Origin of the sequence: Halomonas heilongjiangensis, from assembly GCF_002879645.1 — a bacterium.
GTDB lineage: Bacteria > Pseudomonadota > Gammaproteobacteria > Pseudomonadales > Halomonadaceae > Halomonas > Halomonas heilongjiangensis.
In genome coordinates this window covers 27,046-46,920 of sequence record NZ_PNRE01000021.1, presented here as the reverse complement: position 1 = coordinate 46,920, position 19,875 = coordinate 27,046, and the positions used below count along the sequence as shown (strand labels likewise).

Here is a 19,875-nt window from a genome sequence, read left to right as displayed (position 1 = left end):
GAGTAGGTCATCGTCAGGCATCTATTCAGAGAAAACCCCGGGCATTCCATGTCCGGGGTTTTTTCATGGGCATGGGGAGACCCGCTCTTTATATCGTGGGGCCGCTTCGCGGTCCGGCCCCTCGCCGGCTCGGGGCGTTCGACCGCCCTCGCGGCGGTGCCGCGAAGGGCCGGGCGGTCTCACCCCCATGCGAGAGCAGCGGAGCGCCGCCCGAGTCATCGTCAGGCATCTATTCAGAGAAAACCCCGAGTTCGAAAGAGCTCGGGGTTTTTTCATTCCTGCGCGATGGGGTTCGGGTGTGTAGCGTAGCGGTTACAGGGAGTTGCAGGGTGTAGTGGTCATGTCTCGCTCAGTGGGTTAGGGTCCTCAAGGGGTTGCCCACGCGCAAAGACCTTGTGGACAGAGAATTCTCAGGAGGAGACGACCATGAAGACCGATATGCTCAAGAGGCTTGGCCTGGCACTGCTGATCGCCATGATGGCGGGTGGGTTGATGGCCTGCCAGGATGACCCGGGCCCGGCCGAGGAAGCCGGACAGAACATCGATGAGGCGATGGAGGATGCCGGCGAAGGTGTCGAGGAGATGGGCGAGGAGATTCAGGATTCCGCCGAAGGGAACTGACCGAAGGGCGGCGGAGATGCAGGAGGCCGGGCGACTGCCCGGCCTCCTGTCGTTCAGGGGGGAGAAGGGGGCACGCTCAGCCGTTCTGCTCGATGCCTTGCACATACCAGGGGGCATCGTCGCGCAGCTCGCGGATCAGGTGCCAGGTCTCGTTGAACTCGTTGTGCTCCCCGTTCTCGTCGAGAATGCCATGGAAGATCACCGTGGCTTCGGCGCGCTGTCCCTCCTCGCGCACGTCGCCCAGTTCGGCGAACAAACGCACGATGTCGGTGCGGTTGTTGGCCGGGTGCCTGGCCCGCTCCTCGCGCAGCAGGTTGTAGAGCTCGGGCGTCACGTACTCCTGGATGCCGTCGAAATCATTGTTGTCCCAGGCCCGTTGCAGGGTCATGAAGTGTTCCTTGGCGCCGCCCAGGAAGCGCTCACGGTCGAACCACTCCGGCGCGCCGGCAAAGGCGCTGCCGCCCAGGGGAGCGCTGTCGGCCTGGAAGGCCTGGGGTTGCACACGAGTTTCCGGGTGGCCGGATTGGCCGGCGGCCAGGGCGGGGCGGCGGCGCGCCAGCAGGCGGAACAGCAGGAAGGCCACGCCGGCGACCAGCAGGATATCCATCAGACGCAACTCGTCGAAGGCGCCGCCGAAGAACAGCGCGGCGAGCAGACCGCCGGCGAGCAGGCCGCCGAGCATGCCGGGCATGCGTGAACCGGCGGCCGCGCCCTGGCGGGCGGGTGCCGCCTGATTGGGCGCGGCGGCGGGGCGCTCCACGGTACGGGACTGGGTGCCGAAACTCTTGCCGCCACCGAGGCGGCGGGCGTCGGCATGGTCCACGGCGAGGCCGAAGCCCAGTATACCGACCACCAGCATGACGAGAAGATGGCGCATTCAGAGGTCTCCATTCAGGGATGTGCAGCAGGGGAAGCTTCAGGTCGATCCATTCTAGCGGCTATGCTGGTCACTCACGACCACAAAGACCCGGGAGTCACGTCCATGCGCCTGACACGCGAAAAGAGCCTGATGTTGATCGTCGACCTGCAGGCCGCTCTGCTGCCGGTAATCGAGAATGGCGATCAGGCGGTGACGGAAGCGGCCTGGCTGGGGGGGCTGGCCGAGTCACTGGATGTCCCGGTGTGGGTCACCGAGCAGTATCCACAAGGGCTCGGTGGCAGCGAGCCATGGCTGCTGGAGGCGCTGCCGGGGCATCGCCTGTGGCAGAAGGTCCACTTCGGCGCCCATGAGGAGCCGGCGTTTGCCGCGGCGCTGGCCGAGAGCGGGAAACGACAGGTGGTGCTGTGCGGCACCGAGGCGCATATCTGCGTGATGCAGACCGGTCTCGGCCTGCTGGAGGCGGGCTATGAGGTCTTCTGGCTGGTGGAGGCCACGGCGAGCCGACGTGCCGCCGAGGCGCGCTTGGCCAGGGAGCGCATGGTACAGGCCGGTGCCGTGGCGGTAAGCGCCGACATGGTGGCCTACGAGTGGCTGCATCGCTGCGACGACGAACGCTTCAAGCAGGCCCATCGCCGCTTCCTCAAGGGCCGCTCCCCACGGCCCCTGCGGTTTTGAGCCGCGCTCAGCTCGCGCCTTCCTCGCGGGTGAAGACCAGGGTGTCGCCGTCCGACATGGCGTCACTGAAGCGATAGCCGGCCACATCGAACGCCTTGAGTCCATCCGGGTCGTTCAGCCGCTGCCGGATCATCCAGGCGGCCATCAGGCCGCGTGCCTTCTTGGCATAGAAGCTGATGATCTTGAACTTGCCGTTCTTCTCGTCCTTGAATACCGGGGTGATCACCCGGGCCGATAGCCGCTTGGGGTCGATCGCCTTGAAGTACTCGTTGGAGGCGAGGTTGACCAGCACCGGGCTCCCGCTGGCGGCCACGACACGGTCCAGCTCCGCGGTCAGGGTCTCCCTCCAGAAGGCGTAGAGGTCGCGCCCGGCGTGGTTCTCGAGCCGGGTGCCCATCTCCAGCCGGTAGGGCTGGATCAGGTCCAGCGGGCGCAGCAGGCCGTAGAGCCCGGAGAGGATGCGCAGGTGGTCCTGGGCGAAGGCGTTGTCGTCGTCGCTGAAGGTATCGGCTGCCAGCCCCACGTAGACGTCCCCCTTGAAGGCCTGGGCCGCGGCCTTGGCGTTGTCCGGGGTGAAGGGCGTGTGCCACTCGGCGTATCGGGCGGCATTGAGGCCGGCCAGCTTGTCGCTGATGCCCATGAGCTCGCTGAGTCGCTGTGGCGAGTAGTCGCGCAGGATCTCGATCAATTCATGGCTGCGATCGAGGAAGTCCGGCTGGGAATGCCGGGCCGTGGTGGCCGGCGTCTCGAAGTCCAGCGACTTGGCGGGCGAGATCACGCTCAGCATGGGGGCGCTCCTGTACCTGGAAGATGGGCCTGACGGCGATGCCCCCGAGTATACCAAGCCGCCCGCCGGCAGTGGGCTATCGCCTCGATAGTCCACTGCCTTGCCGGGAGGGGCTCAGGGCGCGGGGTTGGGGAGTCGCCGATGTACCTCCTCGATGGCGTCGAGCACGCTCTGCTCGAGCCGTAGCGACTCGCTCGTCAGGTCGTCCTCGAGTTGCTCCATGGTGGTGGCACCGACGATGTTGCTGGTCAGGAAGCTGCGGGAGTTGACGAAGGCCAGGGCCATCTGTGCCGGATCGAGGTCATGGTCACGGGCGATCTGCACGTAGGCCCGTGTCGCCTCCTCGGCCAGCGGGTTGGTGTAGCGCTGGAAGCGCTCGAAGAGGGTGAGGCGGGCGCCTTCCGGGCGGACGCCGTCGAGGTACTTGCCCGAGAGCACGCCGAAGGCCAGTGGCGAATAGGCTAGTAGTCCCACGTTCTCGCGATGGGCGATCTCGGCGAGCCCCACCTCGAAGGTGCGGTTGAGCAGGTTGTAGGGGTTCTGGATGGAGGCTACCCGCGGCAGGCCGAGGGTCTCGGCGAGGTGCAGGGCGCGCATGACCCCCCAGGGCGTGTCGTTGGACAGGCCGATGGCGCGGACCTTGCCGGCGTCCACCAGCTCCTTGAGTGCCGCGAGCGTCTCCTCCAGAGGGGTGCTGTCCTCCTCCTCGTCATGCTCGTAGCCGAGCCGGCCGAAGAAGTTGGTACGACGATCCGGCCAGTGCAACTGGTAGAGATCGACGTAGTCGGTCTGCAGGCGGGAGAGGCTCTCGTCGATGGCCTGGTGCAGGTGCGCGCGGGTCAGGCGCGGCCCGCCACGCACATGCTCCAGGCCGGGGCCGGCGGCCTTGGTGGCGATGATCACGTCGTCGCGGGAACTGCGGCGCTTCAGCCAGCTGCCGATGTAGGCCTCGGTGCGTCCCTGGGTCTCTGCCTTCGGCGGCACCGGGTACATCTCGGCCGTGTCGATGAAGTTGATGCCGAAGGCCACGGCACGGTCGAGCTGCTCGTGGGCGTCGGCCTCGCTGTTCTGCTCGCCGAAGGTCATGGTACCCAGGCAGAGTCGGCTGACCTCGATGCCGGTATTGCCAAGCGGTCGCGTCTGCATCCGTCATTCCCCTTGCAAGGATAACCTGATTCTGGAATCGGCATGGTAGCGGCTGGCCGACCAAGGCAGCAAATGCCAGGGGTTGAGTCGCCGCCGAGGCGAGCGTATGCTTGCGGCCCCGTTGCCCCGGCGGAGTCCGAAGGGCAGCCGTCACAGTATGCGAATGACGCCGCGCACAGGGTAGTGGGCGATGACGTCTTCGGCACCACAGGACCAGGGTTGCTTGCCATGCCTCAGGCATCATCACTGTTCACTCGGCTCGAGTATCGTCTGGCGGAGCAGCTGTTCCATACCCGCTGGCTGCCTCGTTCGCCGCGTACCCAGAAGTTGACCATGCACCTCTTCCAGCGCTGTGCCGATGCCGGTCACCCGGCGGCGCTGTCGCTCTACGGGCACATGCTCTTCCATCGCGGCGTCAGCCCCCAGGACAAGGCACGCGGGGCGCGTTACGTGCTCGAGGCCGCCCATGCCGGGGATGCCCGTGCCCAGTACCAGGCCGGACAGATCCATGAACATGGTTGCGCCCTCTATCCCCGCCGCGATGACCATGCCGTGACCTGGTACGCCCGTGCCGGTGAGGCCGGCCACCCCCTGGCCGCCGGCCGCCTGGCCAGGGCCTATCGCCTGGGCGAGCTCGGCCTGCCGGTGGACGCCGAGCGTGCCGAGTACTGGCAGCGGCTGGCCGATCGCCAGGTCGAGTGCGCCGGCCAACTGGACAGTGGCGAAGCCGAGACGCGACACTAGGTCATCCGAAGGCCGGAAACATGTTCCGGCCCTTCTCCGACCTGGAGCCCCTTCATCGAGGACCCGCCTCCCCGTGACGCTACCGACACTGCTGGATATCGAAGCGTCCGGATTCGGGCGTGGCAGCTACCCCATCGAGGTCGGTCTGGCCCGGCCCGACGGCAGTACCTGCGCCTTCCTCGTGCAGCCCCTTCCCGAGTGGAGCCATTGGGATCCCAAGGCGGAGCTGCTTCACGGGATCAGTCGCGGCCGGTTGGAGCGCGAAGGCTATCCGGTGCGCCAGGTGGCGCACTGGCTCAACGATGAACTGGCCGACCTGGGTATCGCCTACAGCGACAGCTGGGGCTACGACAACTCCTGGCTGTCCCTGCTCTTCCACCATGCCGGCACGCTGCCGGCGTTCCGCCTCGAGGCGCTGCGCATGCTGCTCAGCGAGGGACAACTGGCGCTGTGGAGCACGACCAAGGAAGCGCTGGTGCGCGAGCTGGGTATCCATCGCCATCGGGCCGGCGACGACGCCCGCCTGCTGCAGCTCACCTACCAGCGGACCCGCGAGCTCGCCGGCGACGCCTGACTCAGTCCTCGCCGCTGACCGACAGCAGCACCTTGCCGATATTGGCATCCCGCTTCATGTGTTCATGGGCCGCCTCGGCCTCGGCGATCGGCCAGGTGCGGTCGACCAGCGGCATCAGCGCGCCGCTGACCAGGCGCGGCCAGACATGGGTCAGCAGGGCGTCGAGAATGGCGCCCTTGGCCGCCGGCGGCTTGGCGCGCAGGGTCGAGCCGATCAGCCGCTGGCGCTTCATCAGCAGCCGCCCCAGGTCCAGCTCGGACGTGCGGCCACCCATCAGCCCGATCAGTACCAGGCGGCCATCGGCATTGAGCACCTGCTGGTTGTCGGCGAGGTAGCTCGCGCCCACCGGGTCGAGGATCATGTCGGCGCCGCCCCAGGCCTTCACCGCCTCGACGAAGCTGCCGTCGTGGCGGTTCCAGCCGGCCTCGGCCCCCAGGGCGCGACACGCGGCGAGCTTCTCCTCGCTGCCCACGGTGACGAAGCAGGGGTGCCCGAAGGCCCGGCACAGCTGGATGGCGGCGGTGCCCACGCCGCTGGCGCCGGCGTGCAGCAACACCCGCTCCCCCGCCGCCAGGGCGCCTTCCATGAACAGGTTGAGCCAGGCGGTGGCGTAGACCTCGGGCAGTGCCGCGGCCTGGCGCAGGCCGAGGCCCTCGGGCACCGGTAGCACCTGGCGGGCGTCCACCACCACCTCCTCGGCATAGCCGCCTCCGGCGAGCAGTGCGCAGACCTTGTCACCCGCGTGCAGGTGCTCGACGCCGGGGCCGGCCTCGGTCACGGTGCCGCTGACCTCGAGCCCGAGGATCTCGCTTTCCCCGGGTGGCGGGGGATAGTGACCCGCGCGCTGCATCAGGTCGGCACGGTTGACCCCGGCCCAGGCCACGCGGAGGCGGACCTGGCCGCTCTCCAGCGGCCCCGGCCCGGTGACCTCCTGCCAGCGCAGGCGTTCTCCGTCGATGGTGATGGCATGCATGGTGCAAGCTCCTCGGGGTGGCGAACGAAGGCGGTGAATCAGGCGGTGGTCGCCAACTGGGCCTCCAGGGCGTCCAGCAGCACCGCCGGTTCGGTGGCGTCGATCAGTTCGGCCCGGGTACGGCCATTGAGGAAGCCGTGTTCCACGGTGCTGTCGAGGAAGGCCAGCAGCGGCGCATAGAAGCCAGCGGTATCGAGCACGCCGATCGGCTTGTCGTGCAGGCCCAGGTAGTGCCAGGTCCAGGCCTCGAAGAACTCCTCCAGGGTGCCGATGCCCCCGGGCAACACGATGAAGGCGTCGGCATGGGCGGCCATGTTCGCCTTGCGCTCGTGCATGTTGCGCACCCGGATCAGCTCGCTGAGGCCATGATGGGCCTGCTCGCGCTCCACCAGGTGATCGGGCATCACGCCGACCGCCTCGCCGCCCTCGGCCATGACGGCATCGGCCAGGGCCCCCATCAGGCCGATGCGGGCACCGCCGTAGACCAGGGTGTGGCCGCGACGGGCGAGCTCGGCGCCGAGCCGGCGGGTGGCTTCGAGGAATTGCGGGTCACGGCCGTCCCGTGAGCCCAGGTAGACGCAGAATCTCGACATGCTCTTCTCCTTGGCAAGGCCACCATCCTAGCGCCGTGGCGAGGGTCTCGAAAGCCCATGACCTCCCGCGTACCCCGAAGACGCGAGGGGCGCCGTCATGGCGCCCCTCGTGGTGTGATGGCCGATCAGCGTGAGCCGCTGGCCGCGTCGCGCTTCATGGCCTGGCGCAGCAGCTTGATGCCCACGCCGGTGATCACCACCATGCTGGCGATCAGGACGAGACTGGCAATCACATGGGTATCGACGTACATCAGGGGCTCCTTCATCTGGGAGTGGGGCTTTCGGATTGTTGGGGTAAGGCGGGTCCGGTTCAGGGCAGGCAGTCGGCGACCCCGTACTCGGCGTCCAGCCACCGGCCGATGACATTGTCACCGCAGAGGTGGTGGGCATACTGGGTGTGCAGGCAGCGGACCTGGTCCCAGTTGCCGATGCCGCCGATGCCGCGCTCCCTGAGCACGCCGTCGTAGCCCAGGCGGAACACCTCGGCCCGCTGCGCCTCGCTCATGAAGCGCCAGCGTGCCTCGACATAGGCGCGGTGGCTCTGGTGATAGGCGGCGAGGAAGTCGGGGTCGTCCTGCAACCGGGTCTCGAGCCGCTTGATCACCCCGGCGGCCTCGATATGCGAGAGCTCGACCTTGAGGCGCTCGGAGCTGAGCCAGTAGAGGGTCGGGAAGGGCTTGCCGTCGACGATGGGGGCCATGCGCAGCACCAGCGGGGTGCCCTCGCCATCGGTGGCCGAGACGGCCTCGATGCCCCGCGGGGGGCGGCCCAGTTGCTCGGCGATGATGGCCAACTGGCGCTCGTCAGGAGTCTGGTCGGTGCGGATCACCATCGTCGGGGTCCCGTACAAACTTGTTCGAACGGCCGACGGCCAGGAAGAAGGCACGGGTGAGCTGCTCGGGCGCCGGTACATAGTTCCACTGCCGCTCGCAATACTCACCCGCCCGGGCCATCAACACGTCATGGAGGCGATTGAACGGCGCATCATAATCGTAAGGGTCGGCGCCGAACAAGCGGATGTGCGGGTAGTCGGCGAAACGCTCCATGAAGAAGCGGATCAGGTCCGCCTCCACGGCGCGGTGCCGGGCGACGTTGTCGGGATCCAGCCAGAGGTCGTAGCGGATGGCCATGACCGGCTCCTGTGGTGAGAGTGTCCCGGCCGGGCCGGGGGGTATCAATGAGACAGCGCAGGGCACCATTCGGCTCGCCGGCGATCAGGCCCTGGCGAGCGTGGCGAGGCGAGCCCCGGTGAGCTGCATCAGGTCCTGTGGTACCAGGCGGATCTCGAGCCCGCGGCGTCCGCCGCTGACATGGATCGCCTCGAAACGCTCGGCGCTGGCGTCGAGGAAGGTGGCCAGGCGCTTCTTCTGCCCCAGCGGGCTGATGCCACCCAGCACGTAGCCGGTGGCGCGTTCGGCGGCCTCGGCCTCGGCCATGACGGCCTTGCGGGCGCCGGCGGCGCGCGCCAGTGCCTTGAGGTCAAGCTGGGCGGAGACCGGGACGATGGCCACCACCAGCCGACCGTCGTCGAGGCGGGCGAGCAGGGTCTTGAACACCGCGTCGGGCGACAGGCCGAGTGCGCGAGCGGCCTCCTCCCCGTAGGCGGGGGTGCGCGGGTCGTGTGCGTAGCTGGCGAGCGAGAAGGCGACCCCGGCCTTCTCCAATGCCTTCACTGCTGGTGTCATGCGTCTGCGGGCTCTTCCTGCAGGTGGGCTTGCAGCGCCTCGCGCAGCTCACCCTCGATGGGGATGGCACACTTGGCCTGGTGGTCGAAGTGCACCATCACCGTATGGCCCAGGTTGGTCAAGCGACCGTTCTGCCGCGCCTCCTGGCTCACCGTGAAGGAGCTGTTGCCGAGTCGCGAGACGTAGGTGCGGATCTCGATCTCGCTGCCGTACTGCAGCTCGGCCCGATAGTCGACCTCCATCCGCGCCATGATCAGGCGCCACTTGCGGGGGTCCAGGTCCGGGGTGAAGAGCCGGAAGAGATCGTTGCGGGCCAGCTCGAACCAGGCCGGCAGCCGGGTGTTGTTGACGTGGCCGAGGGCATCGGTGTCGTAGAAGGCGGGCTCGATGGTGCGTACGAACATCGGGGAGTCCTTGTCTGGTGATCGTCGTCTGATCCGTAGGACAGCTTTATCCCTAGCAAGCGCTCGGTCAAGTGCTGGCGGTGAGCCGCGCGGTCCGCCATGCCTGCAGGCGGGTCCAGCCGAGCAGCCAGAGGGTGGCGACCAGGAAGCCGCTCAGGGTGCCGAGCACCAACCCCAGGGTGTCGTAGGTCAGCGAGACGCACAACGCATAGGCGAGCAGCGAGCCGAGCCCGGCCGGGTAGTGCTTGATCACCGTGGCCACCGGTGCGGCGCCGTGGGTCAGGTGGAGAATCACCAGGAAGGGGTACATGGTGACCGGGAAGGCCGCCATCACGCCTGCCCAGGCCGCCGGCAACACGTGGGCCAGGCCGGTGATGGTGAAGATGATCGCTGCGGCGAGCAGGGCGCGCAGCACCAGGGCCGGCCAGGCGACCGTGCAGCGCGCCGCCACCCGGGCATCGGGAACCCGGCGGTAGAGGCGGAGAAAGGCGACGATGGCCACCAGGGTGGTCAGGGTGCCGCCGAGCCGGGTGAACTCCACCTGGGTCAGCAGCAGGCTGGTGGCGAGGAAGGCGGCCAGCCCCCCGGCGGTGCCGGCGAGCACGCCGGGCAGGCCGTCACGGCGGCCGCACAGCAGGTAGCCGCCGCCCAGCGCGAGGGTGGCGGTGAAGCCCGCCAGGGTATGCACGGCGCTCTCGGCGGCGAAGGCCGGCGAGAGCTCCAGGCCGATGAAGAACAGCGCGATGGCGGTGCCCAGCGGGTAGCCGGCGAGCAGCCCGGCGACGCGGGGGCTGACGCGCACGGCGATGGCGCCGAGCCCCAGCACCATGCCGATGGAGACCAGCAGCTTGGCCAGCTGCCAGCTCAGGGGAACATCCATGGGGGATTCCTTATCGTTCGGGGGACTTGCCCCGGAGGCACCATGGCCCGATCAGACCAGGCGCAGGCCCTGCCGGTCGGTCCATGCCGCCTTGAGGGCGGCCGCCAGGGGCTGGTGCAGATGCTCGGGCAGGGCGCGTTCGGCGGCCTCGAAACCGTCGAAGTCGCGGTTGCGCAGCCAGCAGTAGGCCCAGGCGCAGGCCTCGTCGTCGCTCTCGGGCACCGGCCGCGCCGGCATCTGCACCAGCAGGAAGGTGGCGGTGCGGGCCGCCCACAGCGGAATGGCGTCGCCGGCATCGGGTTCGCTCCAGGCGACCAGGGTGGCACCGCTCGGGGTGGCCTCGGGGTCGCCGAGCTTGGCCACCCTGGCGGTCTCGGCGAGGATCAGCGCCAGGCGGTCGGTGTCGGCCTGGCCCAAACGCAGCCACTGGCCGACCAGCGCCGGCAATCCGCGGCGTACCTTGGCATAGAAGCCGCTTTGCGGCATGGTCTCGTTCATCTGATGGTTGTCCCGATTTGGTTGTCCCGATTTGGCTGTCCTGACTGGGGCGTTGCGACTGGAGAGAGTACGCATGGAATATGATTTTGCCACGCCTGTGGAGCGTCGCCACCCGCAGGGCGGTGACTGGCCGTCGCAGAAGTGGCATCACTACGGCGACGAGGTGCTGCCGCTGTGGGTCGCCGACATGGATTTCGTCTCGCCCCCGGCGGTGGTCGAGGCGCTGCGTGCCCGGGTCGACCATGGCGTCTACGGCTACGGCCTGGTGCCCGACTCGCTGCGCCACACCCTGTGTGCCTGGAGCGCCACGCACTACGGCTGGACGATCGAGCCGGAGTGGCAGTTGTGGTTGCCCGGCGTGGTACCCGCCCTGCACCTGGCGAGCCTGGCGCTGACCGAGCCGGGCGACGGCGTGCTGACGGTGACGCCCATCTATCCCCCCTTTCTCAAGGTGGCCGAGCGCACCGGCCGACTGCCCCAGCGGGCGGCGATGCGTGCGCCCGCCGCGCCGGGCGAGCCCTGGTGCCTCGATCTCGAGGCGCTGGAGGCGGCCATCACCCCCGCGACACGGCTGCTGCTCTGGTGCCAGCCCCACAACCCCACCGGGCGGATCTGGACGCGGGAGGAGCTGGCCGGGCTCGCCGCGCTGGTCGCGCGCCACGACCTGCTGGTGGTCTCCGACGAACTGCACTGCGATCTGCTGCTCGACGAGGGGGCTCGCCACCGTCCGCTGGCGGCGGCCTTCCCGGAACTCGCCTCGCGCATCCTGACGTTGTGGGCGCCGTCGAAGACCTTCAACCTGGCGGGGCTCACCACCGCCTGTGCGGTGATTCCCGACGCCGGCCTGCGGCGGCGCTTTGCCGCCATGGTGCGCGGCCTGCAGCCGGATGGCAACGTCCTGGGGCTGGTGGCCGCCGAGGCGGCCTATGCCCGGGGCGACCCCTGGCGGCGGGCGCTGCTCGGGGTGCTGCGCGGCCATCGCCGGACCCTGGTGGAGCGGGTAGCGCAGTGGCCCGGCGTGGCCATGAGCCCGCCGGAATCGACCTACCTGGCCTGGCTCGACCTGCGCCGGGCGCACGGCCTGGCCGGGCATGAGGGCTCGCCCAAGCAGGCGCTGCTGGAGCGGGCCGGGGTGGCGCTCTCGGAGGGGGCGGCCTTCGGCTGGCCGGGCTTCGTGCGGCTCAACTTCGGTACCACCGCCTCCCAGCTGGACACGGCACTGGAGCGCCTCGACCGGGTGCTGAGGGACTGACCCCCGGGACGTGCCCTGCGGGTGCTCAGTAGAGCTGTGCGAAGAGCCTGCGGCGATAGGTGACCGTCAGTGGGTGATCGGCGCCCAGGGCGTCGAAGACCCGCAGCAGGGTCTTGCGTGCGGCGTCGTCGCCGTAGGCGCGGTCGGTCTTCATCAGCGTCAGCAGTGACTCCAGGCCGACCTCGTAGTCGCCATCGGCGACCTGGCGCAGGGCGCGCTTGAAACGTGCCTCGCTGTCGTCGCGGCCCTCGAGCGCCGCCAGCTCCGTCGCCGAGGGAGCCTCTTCGCCGAACTCGATGCTGGCACGCACCCCGCGGGCCGGGGCGGCGTCCCGCTCCTCCGGCGGCAGGTTGTCGAGCAGCGCCTTGGCATCCTCGGCCTTGCCCTCGGCCACCAGGGCGCGGGCGAGTTCGACCTGATAGGGGTAGTGCTGGGGAGCCTGTTGCACCAATTGTTCGTAGAGCGCGCGGGCGGTGGCGGCGTCGCCGGCGGCGAGTGCCTCGGCGGCCTGTTCCTCGGGACTCGGCGGCGCATCCTCCGGGGCCGGAAAGTAGCGGGCGAGCCATTCGCGGATCTGCTTCTCGGGCAGGGCGCCCTGGAAGTGGTCGACCAGGCCGCCCTGGCTGATCAGCTTGACGTCCGGCACCGAGCGCACGCCGAGTTGGGCGGCGATCTCCTGGTTCTCGTCGATGTTCAGCTTGGCGAGGATGAAGGTGCCCTGGTACTCACGGGCCAGTTTCTCGAGCACCGGCATCAGGTTCTTGCAGGGCTCGCACCAGGGGGCCCAGCAGTCGAGCAGCACCGGCACCTGCATGGAGAGCTCGAGCAGCTGCTGGATGTTCTCGCGGTCGACGTCGATGATCACCTCGTCATCCGGAAGGCCCGGTGCCGGGGCTGGGGTGTCGCCGGGGGCGGAGGCGCCGGCGAGCGGCTCACCGGTGCGGGGGTCGACGATGGACATGGTCAGTGGCCTTGGGTCAGAGTGAATTTACTCCGGAGATGCGGGTGACGGGCCGGGACTTCAAGGGGAGCATGCCATCGATGGGACGAATCCTGTGCCTGGTGGCCGGCCTGGGGCTGGCAGTGGCGCTGCTGCTGGCGGGTCCCCTGTGGATGCTGGCCACCGAGCGGGGCGATGGCGGTGGCCACTGGGCCTCGGCGAGCCGGGAGCCGGCGGGGCTGGCCCCGACGGTGGCCGAGGCCCCCGAGGCGGTGGTGCAGGTCTATGCGGCGCGCGCCTGGGGCTGGCGCGGCGCCTTCGGCGTGCACACCTGGATCTCCACGCGGGAGGCGAACGCCGAGGCCTGGCGCATGCATCACGTGATGAGCTGGCGCCGGCCTGCCCTGGTGTCGCAGTCATCCACCGATCCCGACCGCGCCTGGTACGGCAATGCCCCGGCGCTGCTGGCCGACTATCGCGGCGAGGCCGTCGCGGCGATGATCGCCGATATCGAGGCGGCCGTGGCGGCCTATCCGGCGCCGTCGAGCTATCGTGCCTGGCCTGGCCCCAACAGCAACACCTTCACCGCCTGGGTGGCCCGCGAGGTGCCGGGGCTCGAGGTGGTGCTGCCGGTGACCGCGGTGGGCAAGGACTACCTGTTCGATGGTGTGCTGGCCGCGGCGCCGGGCGGGCGTGGTGCGACGGTCTCGCTGAGGGGGATGCTGGGATTGACCCTGGGGCGTGACGAGGGGCTCGAGCTCAACCTGCTGGGACTGTCGCTGGGTATCGACGTGCGGCGCCCCGCGCTCAAGCTGCCGGGGGTCGGCCGGCTGGGCGTGGCGCCCGTCATCAAGGGGGGAGGGGGAAGGGTAGCGGGGACCGCTGAAGTTGATTAGGAAGCGAACCGATGACCGAGGGTCATATCACATACGAAAAAGCCGACTCCCGTGGGAATCGGCTTTCTCGATGATATTTGGTAGCGGGGACCGGATTTGAACCGATGACCTTCCCGGGGTTGTAGTGAGCCGAGCCCGACGAGCTACCGGAAGGTCTACCGCAGGCATGAAAAAGGCCAGAACCGGTTGGTTCTGGCCTTTCTCTTCGAAGATGGTAGCGGGGACCGGATTTGAACCGATGACCTTCGGGTTATGAGCCCGACGAGCTACCAGACTGCTCCACCCCGCATCAACGTGAGGCGCATTCTACGCTTTTTTTGATGGGGGTCAAGAGGCGATTTCAAACGCTCGTCCGTGGCGCTGCTCGTGGTCCATACTGCCGGTGATTGTCATGAAGACGACAATCGGGAGAACAATACTGGCCTTGGGCCGTTCCCGGCCATGGCCAGGTCAAGCGTCATGAATTTCAGGGAGGTAGTCAATGACCAACCAAGCACCCGTCGCCTGGGTCACCGGTGGTACCGGTGGTATCGGGACTGCAATCTGTCGTTCGCTGGCTGCCGAAGGCTTCACGGTGGTCGCCGGGTATCACAACCCGGACAAGGCCAGAGCCTGGCTCGAGACCCAGAAGGCCGACGGCTACGAGAATATCGCGCTGTCCGGCATCGACCTCACCGATTACGATTCCTGCATGGCAGGGGTAAAGGAGATTCGCGAAACCCATGGCCCCGTCAGTGTGCTGGTCAATTGTGCCGGCATCACCCGGGACGGCACCCTGAAGAAGATGACCGCCGAGCAGTGGCACGAGGTCATCGACACCAACCTCAACAGTGTCTTCAACACTTGCCGGAGCGTGATCGAGGACATGCTGGAGGAGGGCTACGGCCGCATCGTCAACATCTCTTCGATCAATGGCCGGAAGGGGCAGTTCGGCCAGGTCAACTACGCCGCCGCCAAGGCGGGCATGCACGGCCTGACCATGTCGCTGGCGCAGGAGACCGCCACCAAGGGGATCACCGTGAACACGGTGTCACCCGGCTATATCGCCACCGACATGATCATGAAGATCCCCGAGAAGGTGCGTGAAGCGATCCGCGAGACCATCCCGGTCAAGCGTTACGGGACTCCCGAGGAGATCGGCCGCCTGGTCGCCTTCCTCGCCGACCGGGAAGCCGGCTTCATCACCGGTGCCAACATCGACATCAACGGTGGCCAGTTCATGGGCTGATCGCCCGATCGCCGAGCCCGCCCCCGGCGATCCCGGCGGCGGGCAGCGTGGACTAGCAGAAAGCGCGAGGCCGCCGCCTCGCGCTTTCGTGTTCATGGCCCCGGCCGGGAGGCTCAGGGCGGGGGCAGGCGGGCCAGGTTCTCCAGCATGCGGTCGAATTCACCGACCTCCCGGGCCCAGAGCGCCGGAGGAACCGGTCCGGTGGCCAGCAGGTCGCGCAGCACGCCGTGGAGTTCCTCCGCCCGGGACGGTTCCCGCCCCAGGTTCTCGTTGAGGCGCTCGACCTGGATCGCCAGGCGCAGCGGGTCGTCGCGGTGGCTGACCCGGCCGACCGCGAGCAGTGAGAGATGCACCCGCAGGCGGGCGAGTCGCTCCTCGATTTCCGCCGGGTCGCCGGGGTGGCGGCGGGCGGCATTGCGCCGGGCGTGGGCCAGGCGCATGTCCTCGGGCAGGGTCACCTCCGCCGGCGGCTCGACGTCGTGGTATCCCGACCCGGCCAGGCCGGCGGCATCGGCCTCCAGGTGGCGCGCCAGCAGCGGCTGGACGTCACGCCAGCGGTTCACCTCCTCGAGCACCGCCAGGCGAGCCAGGCGCTCGCGGCGCGCCCGGATGATGCCCGACCAGCGCCGGCGCATGCCTTCGGTGCGGCGGCCGGAGGGCAGGGGCTCCAGGGCGGCTGCCTCCTGGATGGCACGCTCCAGCGCCTGGGCGTCACGGCTGTCGGCCGGGTGCCAGGCGTCGAGGCGGTCGATCAGGGCCTGCATCGCGTCCAGGCGCTCCCGGGCGTGTCGGGCGCGGTCGTCCCGTTCGGCCTCGCGGCTGGCGAAGATGCCGTCACACAGGCCGCGGAACTCTCGCCACAGCGCCTGCTCCTCGCCGCGTGGGGCACGGCCCAGTTCTCGCCATCGCCGCTGCAGCGCCTTGGCCTGCTCGGCACGACGGCTGGCGGGTTGGTCGCCCTCGAGCAGGGCCCGGGCCTGTTCGATCAGTTGACGCTTGGCCTCGGCGACCCCTTCGGCCCGGCGATCGATCAGTGCCTGCAACTCGTGACGGATGCGGGCGAAGCGGCGTCCGATGGCCTCGGCGCGGTCGCGCGGGACGGGAGAGCTGAGGCGCCACTGCTCCCGCGCCTTGTCACGGATCTCGCGCAGTGCGTCCGGGTCGGCCTCGCTGGCGGGTTGCGCGAGCAGCGACTCGAGCTGCTCGCAGAGTGCCTCGCGGGTTGCCAGGTTGCGGGCCCGCTCGGCGTCCAGGCGCTGGCGCCAGGGCGCCAGGCGCTCATGGATGCGGTCCGAGGCGGCGCGAAAGCTGGCGGCTTGCTGGCGGTTGGCGGCGGCGTCGCCCAGAGACTTCCACTCCTTGACCAGTTGACGATGGCGGCGGTCGAGTTCGGCGTCGGCCAGCGAGGCGTCCTCGGCCAGGGCATCGATGGCCTGGCACAGCTGGTCGCGCTTGGGACCGGCGACGAAGCCCCGCCAGTCGCGCAGCTCGGCCAGCCGGGCGGCGAGCCGCTTGAGGGTCGCGAGTTGGGGCCGAAGGCGTGCCTCGGGCAGGCGGTCGGCCTGCTGGCGCAGGCGCTGATGGAGACGACTGGCACCCTTGAAGGCACCGCTCTCGAGCAGGCGCTCGAGCTGGGCCAGGTCGTCGGCGAAGCGGGCCAGGCGACTCTCCAGGTCGTCATCGGTGGCCTCGGCGGCCTCGGTGGCGAGCCGCTGGCGAGCCCGCTGCAGCAGCGGGGCGGGGGCCAGGTCGTCGGGCCAGCCGCTGGCGTCGATCAGGGCGGCCAGGCGTTCATTGTCGCCATCGGTCAGGGCCTGACCGATGGCCGCGGCCCGCTCCTCGAGCCTGACCCAGGCCTGGGCGATGCGCTCGTAGCCGGCCAGTGCCGTGTCGTAGCGGTGGCGCAGGCCCTCGTCGGCCAGGTGCTGGTCGGAGAGGGTCTGCCAGCGGTTGGCCAGCAGCTGCTTCTGGGCGCGCAGGCTGGCGATGTCCTGTTCGGTGAGGCGCTCGCTGCGGGTGAGGGCGTCGAGGCTCTCCTCCAGCGCTTCCACCAGGGCCTCGCGGTTCTGGTCGGCATCCTCGCGACGCTGGTGGTCGGCTGCCCGGGAGAGCTGCCGGGCCTCGTGGTCGCCGATCACCTTGCGACAGCGCAGGCAGGCGTCCTGGTAGCGCTGCTCCTGGCTGGCGTCGGGCAGTTCTTCCAGCGCGCTCCATTCGCGTACCAGGTGACGAAAGCGGCCGGCATAGAGCGGTTCCCAGGCGGCCTGGGCGTGCCGCTCCAGCGTCTCGAGCAGTGTCTCGCGGCGTTCCCGGGCGGCGGCCAGCGAGGCGGTGTCGGCCCGCAGTCGGTTGAGGCGCTCCCGCGCCTGGCGCATCACCTGGCGGTCGCGCCGGGACGACTGGACCAGCCTGGCCAGGCCGGCCTCGCTGGTGACCCGGGCCGCGGCGGCGTGGCGCACGGCGGCGATGCCGTTGTCGCAGGCCTGGCGGATCAGGGCGTCCTCGTCCTCGAGGCGGGCCAGGGCAGCCAGGCGCAGCTGCTGGTTGTCGCCCTGCAGGGCGATCTCGGCCAGCAGGGCGGGGGCGGCGAGGCGCTCGGTCAGGGCGATGCGGGCCGCCAGCTCTAGCTCGCCCTGGCGGCCCGTCAGCAGGGCGACGAGATGGGCATGCAGCTCGGCAGAGGCGTCCTCGTCGAGTAGGGCCAGCAGGCGTTCGGGGTCGTCGAGACGCGCCAGGGCGGTCCGGCGGACGCCGGGGTCGGCATCCCGGGCCAGCCGTTCGAGGGCCAGGCGCTGTTCGGGGCGCGCCGGGTCGAGGCGGGCAGCCGCCTGGCGGCGGACCCCGGGGTCGGGGTGTTGCCAGCGAGGAGAAAAGAAGCGACGAAGGAGTCCAGACATTGACCATCCTGACGTGGAAGCGCCGGCAACGGCAGGCGCGCAATCTTGTTGTTGGCGTCGGTGGCGGCGCGTGGCCGCAGGCATGGACGTATCTAAGCATGCGTCGCGCCTGCGGAAAAGCCCGCCGCGGAGGCCGGGTGTGGCCGACTGGAGACACTGACAACCGGTGGTCGCTGAGCTTATGATCAGTTGCAGGGGCCGAGTCACTCGCTTAGCTTTGACCAGGTATCCCGACCATCACCCGACGTGGAGTCCGGCAATGAGTCTCAAAGTGGACAGGGACAGCATGGCATTCACCTTCAAGGGCGGCATGCTGCCGATGACGGTCATGGAGTTGGCCAGCGCCGACCCCGAACGCATCCGTGAACAGCTCGCCGGCAAGCTCAGCCAGTCCCCGGCCTTCTTCCAGCATACCCCGGTGGTACTCAACGTCGAGAAGCTCGACGAGCCGCACCTGGCACTGGAGCGCATCTGCGCGGTCTGCCGGGCCCACAAGCTGCTGCCCGTGGCGGTACGCGGCGGTCCCGATCCGGTCAAGCAGTCGGCCTGGGCGCTGGGGCTGGGCTGGTTCCCGCCCCAGGAGGCGAGTCGGCCCCGTTCGCTGGAGAGCGTGGCACCCGACGAGCCGACGCCCGCCGAACCTGAGGCGGGGCAGGCGACGCCCCCGGCGGGGGGGCGCAGCGGCCGTATCTACCGTGGCACGGTACGCTCCGGCCAGCAGGTGACGGCACCGGAGGGCGACCTGGTGGTGATCGGGGCCGTCAATGCCGGTGCCGAGGTGCTCGCCGCCGGCAGCGTGCATGTCTACGGTGCCCTGCGCGGCCGCGCCCTGGCGGGTATCCACGGCGACCTCCAGGCCGGCATCTTCTGTCGCGAGCTGCACGCCGAGCTGCTCTCGGTGGCCGGCAACTACAAGCGGCTCGAGGACATCGATCCTCGCCTGCTGGGCACGTCCGTCCAGGTGCGCCTGACCGACAACCAGCTGGGCATCACGACGCTGGCCTGAGCCCGCTCCGCGGCGTCCGGCCGGCGGCGTATCGCCGTCTCTTATCTCCTTATTCCACCATGACTGACAGGAAGCGTAACTTGGCCAAGATCATCGTTGTGACCTCCGGCAAGGGGGGGGTCGGCAAGACAACAAGTGCGGCAGCCATTGCCACCGGCCTGGCGCTGCGAGGCAACAAGACCGTGGTCATCGACTTCGACGTGGGGCTGCGCAACCTCGACCTGATCATGGGGTGCGAGCGGCGCGTGGTCTACGACCTGGTCAACGTCATCCAGGGCGAGGCGGGGCTCAACCAGGCGTTGATCCGCGACAAGCGGGTCGACAACCTGCATATCCTGCCGGCCTCCCAGACCCGCGACAAGGATGCCCTGACCCAGGAGGGGGTCGAGAAGGTGCTCGATACCCTGGGCAAGGACTTCGACTACATTCTCTGCGACTCCCCGGCGGGCATCGAGCGCGGCGCCCAGTTGGCGATGTACTTCGCCGACGAGGCGGTCGTGGTGACCAACCCGGAGGTCTCCTCGGTGCGCGATTCCGACCGCATCCTGGGGCTGCTGTCGTCCAAGACGCGTCGCGCCGAACGCGGCGAGGACCCGATCCGCGAGCACCTGCTGATCACCCGCTACAACCCGTCGCGGGTCGACCTGGGGGACATGCTCAACCTCGAGGACATCCGCGAGATCCTGGCCATCGACCTGCTCGGCTTGATCCCCGAGTCCGAGGCGGTGCTGCGCGCCTCGAACCAGGGGGTGCCGGTCACCCACGATGCCGACAGCGACGCCGGCCAGGCCTATACCGATACCGTGGCCCGCCTGCTCGGCGAGGAGGTCCCGCTGCGCTTCCACGAGTACCAGAAGAAGAGCCTGTTGAGCCGAATGTTCGGAGGAGGTCGCCGGTGAAGTTGCTCGAGTTCCTGAAGAGAGAACGCAAGAAGTCCGCGTCGGTCGCCAAGGAGCGGTTGCAGATCATCGTCGCCCACCAGCGCAGCCAGCGCGGGCAGCCGGACTACATGCCGATGCTGGAGAAGGAACTGCTGGAAGTGATCCGCCGTTATGTCCAGGTCGATGACGATGCCATCAACATCAGTCTCGACAGCGAGGACAACTGCTCGGTGCTGGAGCTGAACGTCACCCTGCCCCGGGCCTGAGCATCGAGCCGGCTGAGAGGCGTGCGAGGCTGTGCTAGGCTGTTCCCTT

At 69.0% G+C, this 19,875-nt stretch carries 24 protein-coding genes and 1 tRNA gene; 10 read left to right on the top strand and 15 right to left on the bottom strand.

Annotation, left to right across the window (positions count from 1 at the left end; genetic code table 11):
* The first annotated feature begins 426 nt into the window (after positions 1–426).
* Positions 427–621 (top strand): hypothetical protein, encoded by a 195-nt coding sequence (locus C1H66_RS04255; RefSeq protein ID WP_102626669.1) that lies wholly within the window; start codon positions 427–429, stop codon positions 619–621.
* A gap of 76 nt (positions 622–697) precedes the next feature.
* Here the strand turns inward: C1H66_RS04255 and C1H66_RS04250 are convergent, their stop codons facing one another.
* Positions 698–1,498 (bottom strand): Tim44 domain-containing protein, encoded by an 801-nt coding sequence (locus C1H66_RS04250; RefSeq protein ID WP_102626668.1) that lies wholly within the window; start codon positions 1,496–1,498, stop codon positions 698–700.
* Positions 1,499–1,603: 105 nt separating this feature from the next.
* Between C1H66_RS04250 and C1H66_RS04245 the strand changes: the two genes are divergently transcribed.
* Positions 1,604–2,176, top strand: a complete 573-nt coding sequence (locus C1H66_RS04245; protein ID WP_102626667.1) for an isochorismatase family protein — start codon at positions 1,604–1,606, stop codon at positions 2,174–2,176.
* A 7-nt stretch (positions 2,177–2,183) separates the two neighbouring features.
* Here the strand turns inward: C1H66_RS04245 and yaaA are convergent, their stop codons facing one another.
* Complete coding sequence (gene yaaA / locus C1H66_RS04240) at positions 2,184–2,963, bottom strand: peroxide stress protein YaaA (protein ID WP_102626666.1); 780 nt, start codon at positions 2,961–2,963, stop codon at positions 2,184–2,186.
* 114 nt (positions 2,964–3,077) lie between these two features.
* On the bottom strand, positions 3,078–4,109 hold the full coding sequence (locus C1H66_RS04235; protein WP_102626665.1) for an NADP(H)-dependent aldo-keto reductase: 1,032 nt from the start codon (positions 4,107–4,109) through the stop codon (positions 3,078–3,080).
* Between the two features lie 228 nt (positions 4,110–4,337).
* Here C1H66_RS04235 and C1H66_RS04230 point away from each other — a divergent pair, with 228 nt between their 5' ends.
* A complete protein-coding gene (locus C1H66_RS04230; protein ID WP_102626664.1) occupies positions 4,338–4,853 on the top strand; it encodes a tetratricopeptide repeat protein in 516 nt (171 codons plus the stop codon).
* A gap of 73 nt (positions 4,854–4,926) precedes the next feature.
* Positions 4,927–5,427, top strand: a complete 501-nt coding sequence (locus C1H66_RS04225; RefSeq protein WP_102626663.1) for a hypothetical protein — start codon at positions 4,927–4,929, stop codon at positions 5,425–5,427.
* Position 5,428: 1 nt separating this feature from the next.
* Here C1H66_RS04225 and C1H66_RS04220 read toward each other — a convergent pair whose 3' ends face one another.
* The 9 genes from C1H66_RS04220 to C1H66_RS04185 form a co-directional block, all read right to left on the bottom strand.
* Complete coding sequence (locus C1H66_RS04220) at positions 5,429–6,400, bottom strand: NAD(P)H-quinone oxidoreductase (RefSeq protein ID WP_102626662.1); 972 nt, start codon at positions 6,398–6,400, stop codon at positions 5,429–5,431.
* Between the two features lie 38 nt (positions 6,401–6,438).
* Positions 6,439–6,993 carry an LOG family protein gene (locus C1H66_RS04215; protein WP_102626661.1) on the bottom strand — a complete coding sequence of 185 codons (555 nt, stop codon included), beginning with the start codon at positions 6,991–6,993 and terminating at the stop codon, positions 6,439–6,441.
* A 125-nt stretch (positions 6,994–7,118) separates the two neighbouring features.
* The gene (locus C1H66_RS23370) at positions 7,119–7,244 is read right to left on the bottom strand and encodes a hypothetical protein (RefSeq protein WP_276308822.1); all 126 of its coding nucleotides are present in this window, start codon (positions 7,242–7,244) and stop codon (positions 7,119–7,121) included.
* Between the two features lie 59 nt (positions 7,245–7,303).
* Entirely contained in the window at positions 7,304–7,825 is a 522-nt protein-coding gene (locus C1H66_RS04210; RefSeq protein ID WP_102626674.1) for a DUF501 domain-containing protein, read from the bottom strand.
* Complete coding sequence (locus C1H66_RS04205; protein WP_102626660.1) at positions 7,797–8,123, bottom strand: hypothetical protein; 327 nt, start codon at positions 8,121–8,123, stop codon at positions 7,797–7,799. Before C1H66_RS04205 ends, C1H66_RS04210 begins: the two co-directional genes overlap by 29 nt.
* Positions 8,124–8,207: 84 nt before the next feature.
* On the bottom strand, positions 8,208–8,678 hold the full coding sequence (ybaK, locus tag C1H66_RS04200; protein WP_102626659.1) for a Cys-tRNA(Pro) deacylase: 471 nt from the start codon (positions 8,676–8,678) through the stop codon (positions 8,208–8,210).
* Complete coding sequence (locus C1H66_RS04195; RefSeq protein ID WP_102626658.1) at positions 8,675–9,082, bottom strand: acyl-CoA thioesterase; 408 nt, start codon at positions 9,080–9,082, stop codon at positions 8,675–8,677. The genes ybaK and C1H66_RS04195 overlap by 4 nt, the downstream gene beginning before the upstream one ends.
* Positions 9,083–9,149: 67 nt before the next feature.
* Entirely contained in the window at positions 9,150–9,962 is an 813-nt protein-coding gene (locus C1H66_RS23020) for a hypothetical protein (protein WP_102626657.1), read from the bottom strand.
* 51 nt (positions 9,963–10,013) lie between these two features.
* On the bottom strand, positions 10,014–10,448 hold the full coding sequence (locus tag C1H66_RS04185; protein WP_102626673.1) for a hypothetical protein: 435 nt from the start codon (positions 10,446–10,448) through the stop codon (positions 10,014–10,016).
* An 85-nt stretch (positions 10,449–10,533) separates the two neighbouring features.
* On the opposite strand from C1H66_RS04185, the gene C1H66_RS04180 reads away from it, so the two are divergent.
* Positions 10,534–11,712 carry a MalY/PatB family protein gene (locus C1H66_RS04180; protein ID WP_102626656.1) on the top strand — a complete coding sequence of 393 codons (1,179 nt, stop codon included), beginning with the start codon at positions 10,534–10,536 and terminating at the stop codon, positions 11,710–11,712.
* 25 nt (positions 11,713–11,737) lie between these two features.
* Here the strand turns inward: C1H66_RS04180 and C1H66_RS04175 are convergent, their stop codons facing one another.
* A complete protein-coding gene (locus C1H66_RS04175; RefSeq protein ID WP_102626655.1) occupies positions 11,738–12,673 on the bottom strand; it encodes a tetratricopeptide repeat protein in 936 nt (311 codons plus the stop codon).
* A gap of 80 nt (positions 12,674–12,753) precedes the next feature.
* On the opposite strand from C1H66_RS04175, the gene C1H66_RS04170 reads away from it, so the two are divergent.
* Positions 12,754–13,548, top strand: coding sequence for a DUF3750 domain-containing protein (locus C1H66_RS04170; protein WP_102626654.1), 795 nt, complete (start codon positions 12,754–12,756; stop codon positions 13,546–13,548).
* Between the two features lie 212 nt (positions 13,549–13,760).
* Here the strand turns inward: C1H66_RS04170 and C1H66_RS04165 are convergent.
* Positions 13,761–13,837, bottom strand: a tRNA-Met gene (locus C1H66_RS04165).
* A gap of 192 nt (positions 13,838–14,029) precedes the next feature.
* On the opposite strand from C1H66_RS04165, the gene phbB reads away from it, so the two are divergent.
* Entirely contained in the window at positions 14,030–14,776 is a 747-nt protein-coding gene (gene phbB, locus C1H66_RS04160; RefSeq protein WP_102626653.1) for an acetoacetyl-CoA reductase, read from the top strand.
* 113 nt (positions 14,777–14,889) lie between these two features.
* Here phbB and C1H66_RS04155 read toward each other — a convergent pair whose 3' ends face one another.
* The gene (locus C1H66_RS04155) at positions 14,890–17,673 is read right to left on the bottom strand and encodes a DUF349 domain-containing protein (RefSeq protein WP_102626652.1); all 2,784 of its coding nucleotides are present in this window, start codon (positions 17,671–17,673) and stop codon (positions 14,890–14,892) included.
* A gap of 259 nt (positions 17,674–17,932) precedes the next feature.
* Between C1H66_RS04155 and minC the strand changes: the two genes are divergently transcribed.
* From minC to minE, 3 genes are all read left to right on the top strand, one after another.
* Positions 17,933–18,679, top strand: coding sequence for a septum site-determining protein MinC (gene minC, locus C1H66_RS04150; protein WP_102626651.1), 747 nt, complete (start codon positions 17,933–17,935; stop codon positions 18,677–18,679).
* Positions 18,680–18,759: 80 nt separating this feature from the next.
* Positions 18,760–19,578 carry a septum site-determining protein MinD gene (gene minD, locus C1H66_RS04145; protein ID WP_102626650.1) on the top strand — a complete coding sequence of 273 codons (819 nt, stop codon included), beginning with the start codon at positions 18,760–18,762 and terminating at the stop codon, positions 19,576–19,578.
* The gene (gene minE, locus C1H66_RS04140; protein WP_102588074.1) at positions 19,575–19,826 is read left to right on the top strand and encodes a cell division topological specificity factor MinE; all 252 of its coding nucleotides are present in this window, start codon (positions 19,575–19,577) and stop codon (positions 19,824–19,826) included. Before minD ends, minE begins: the two co-directional genes overlap by 4 nt.
* Positions 19,827–19,875 lie beyond the last annotated feature (49 nt).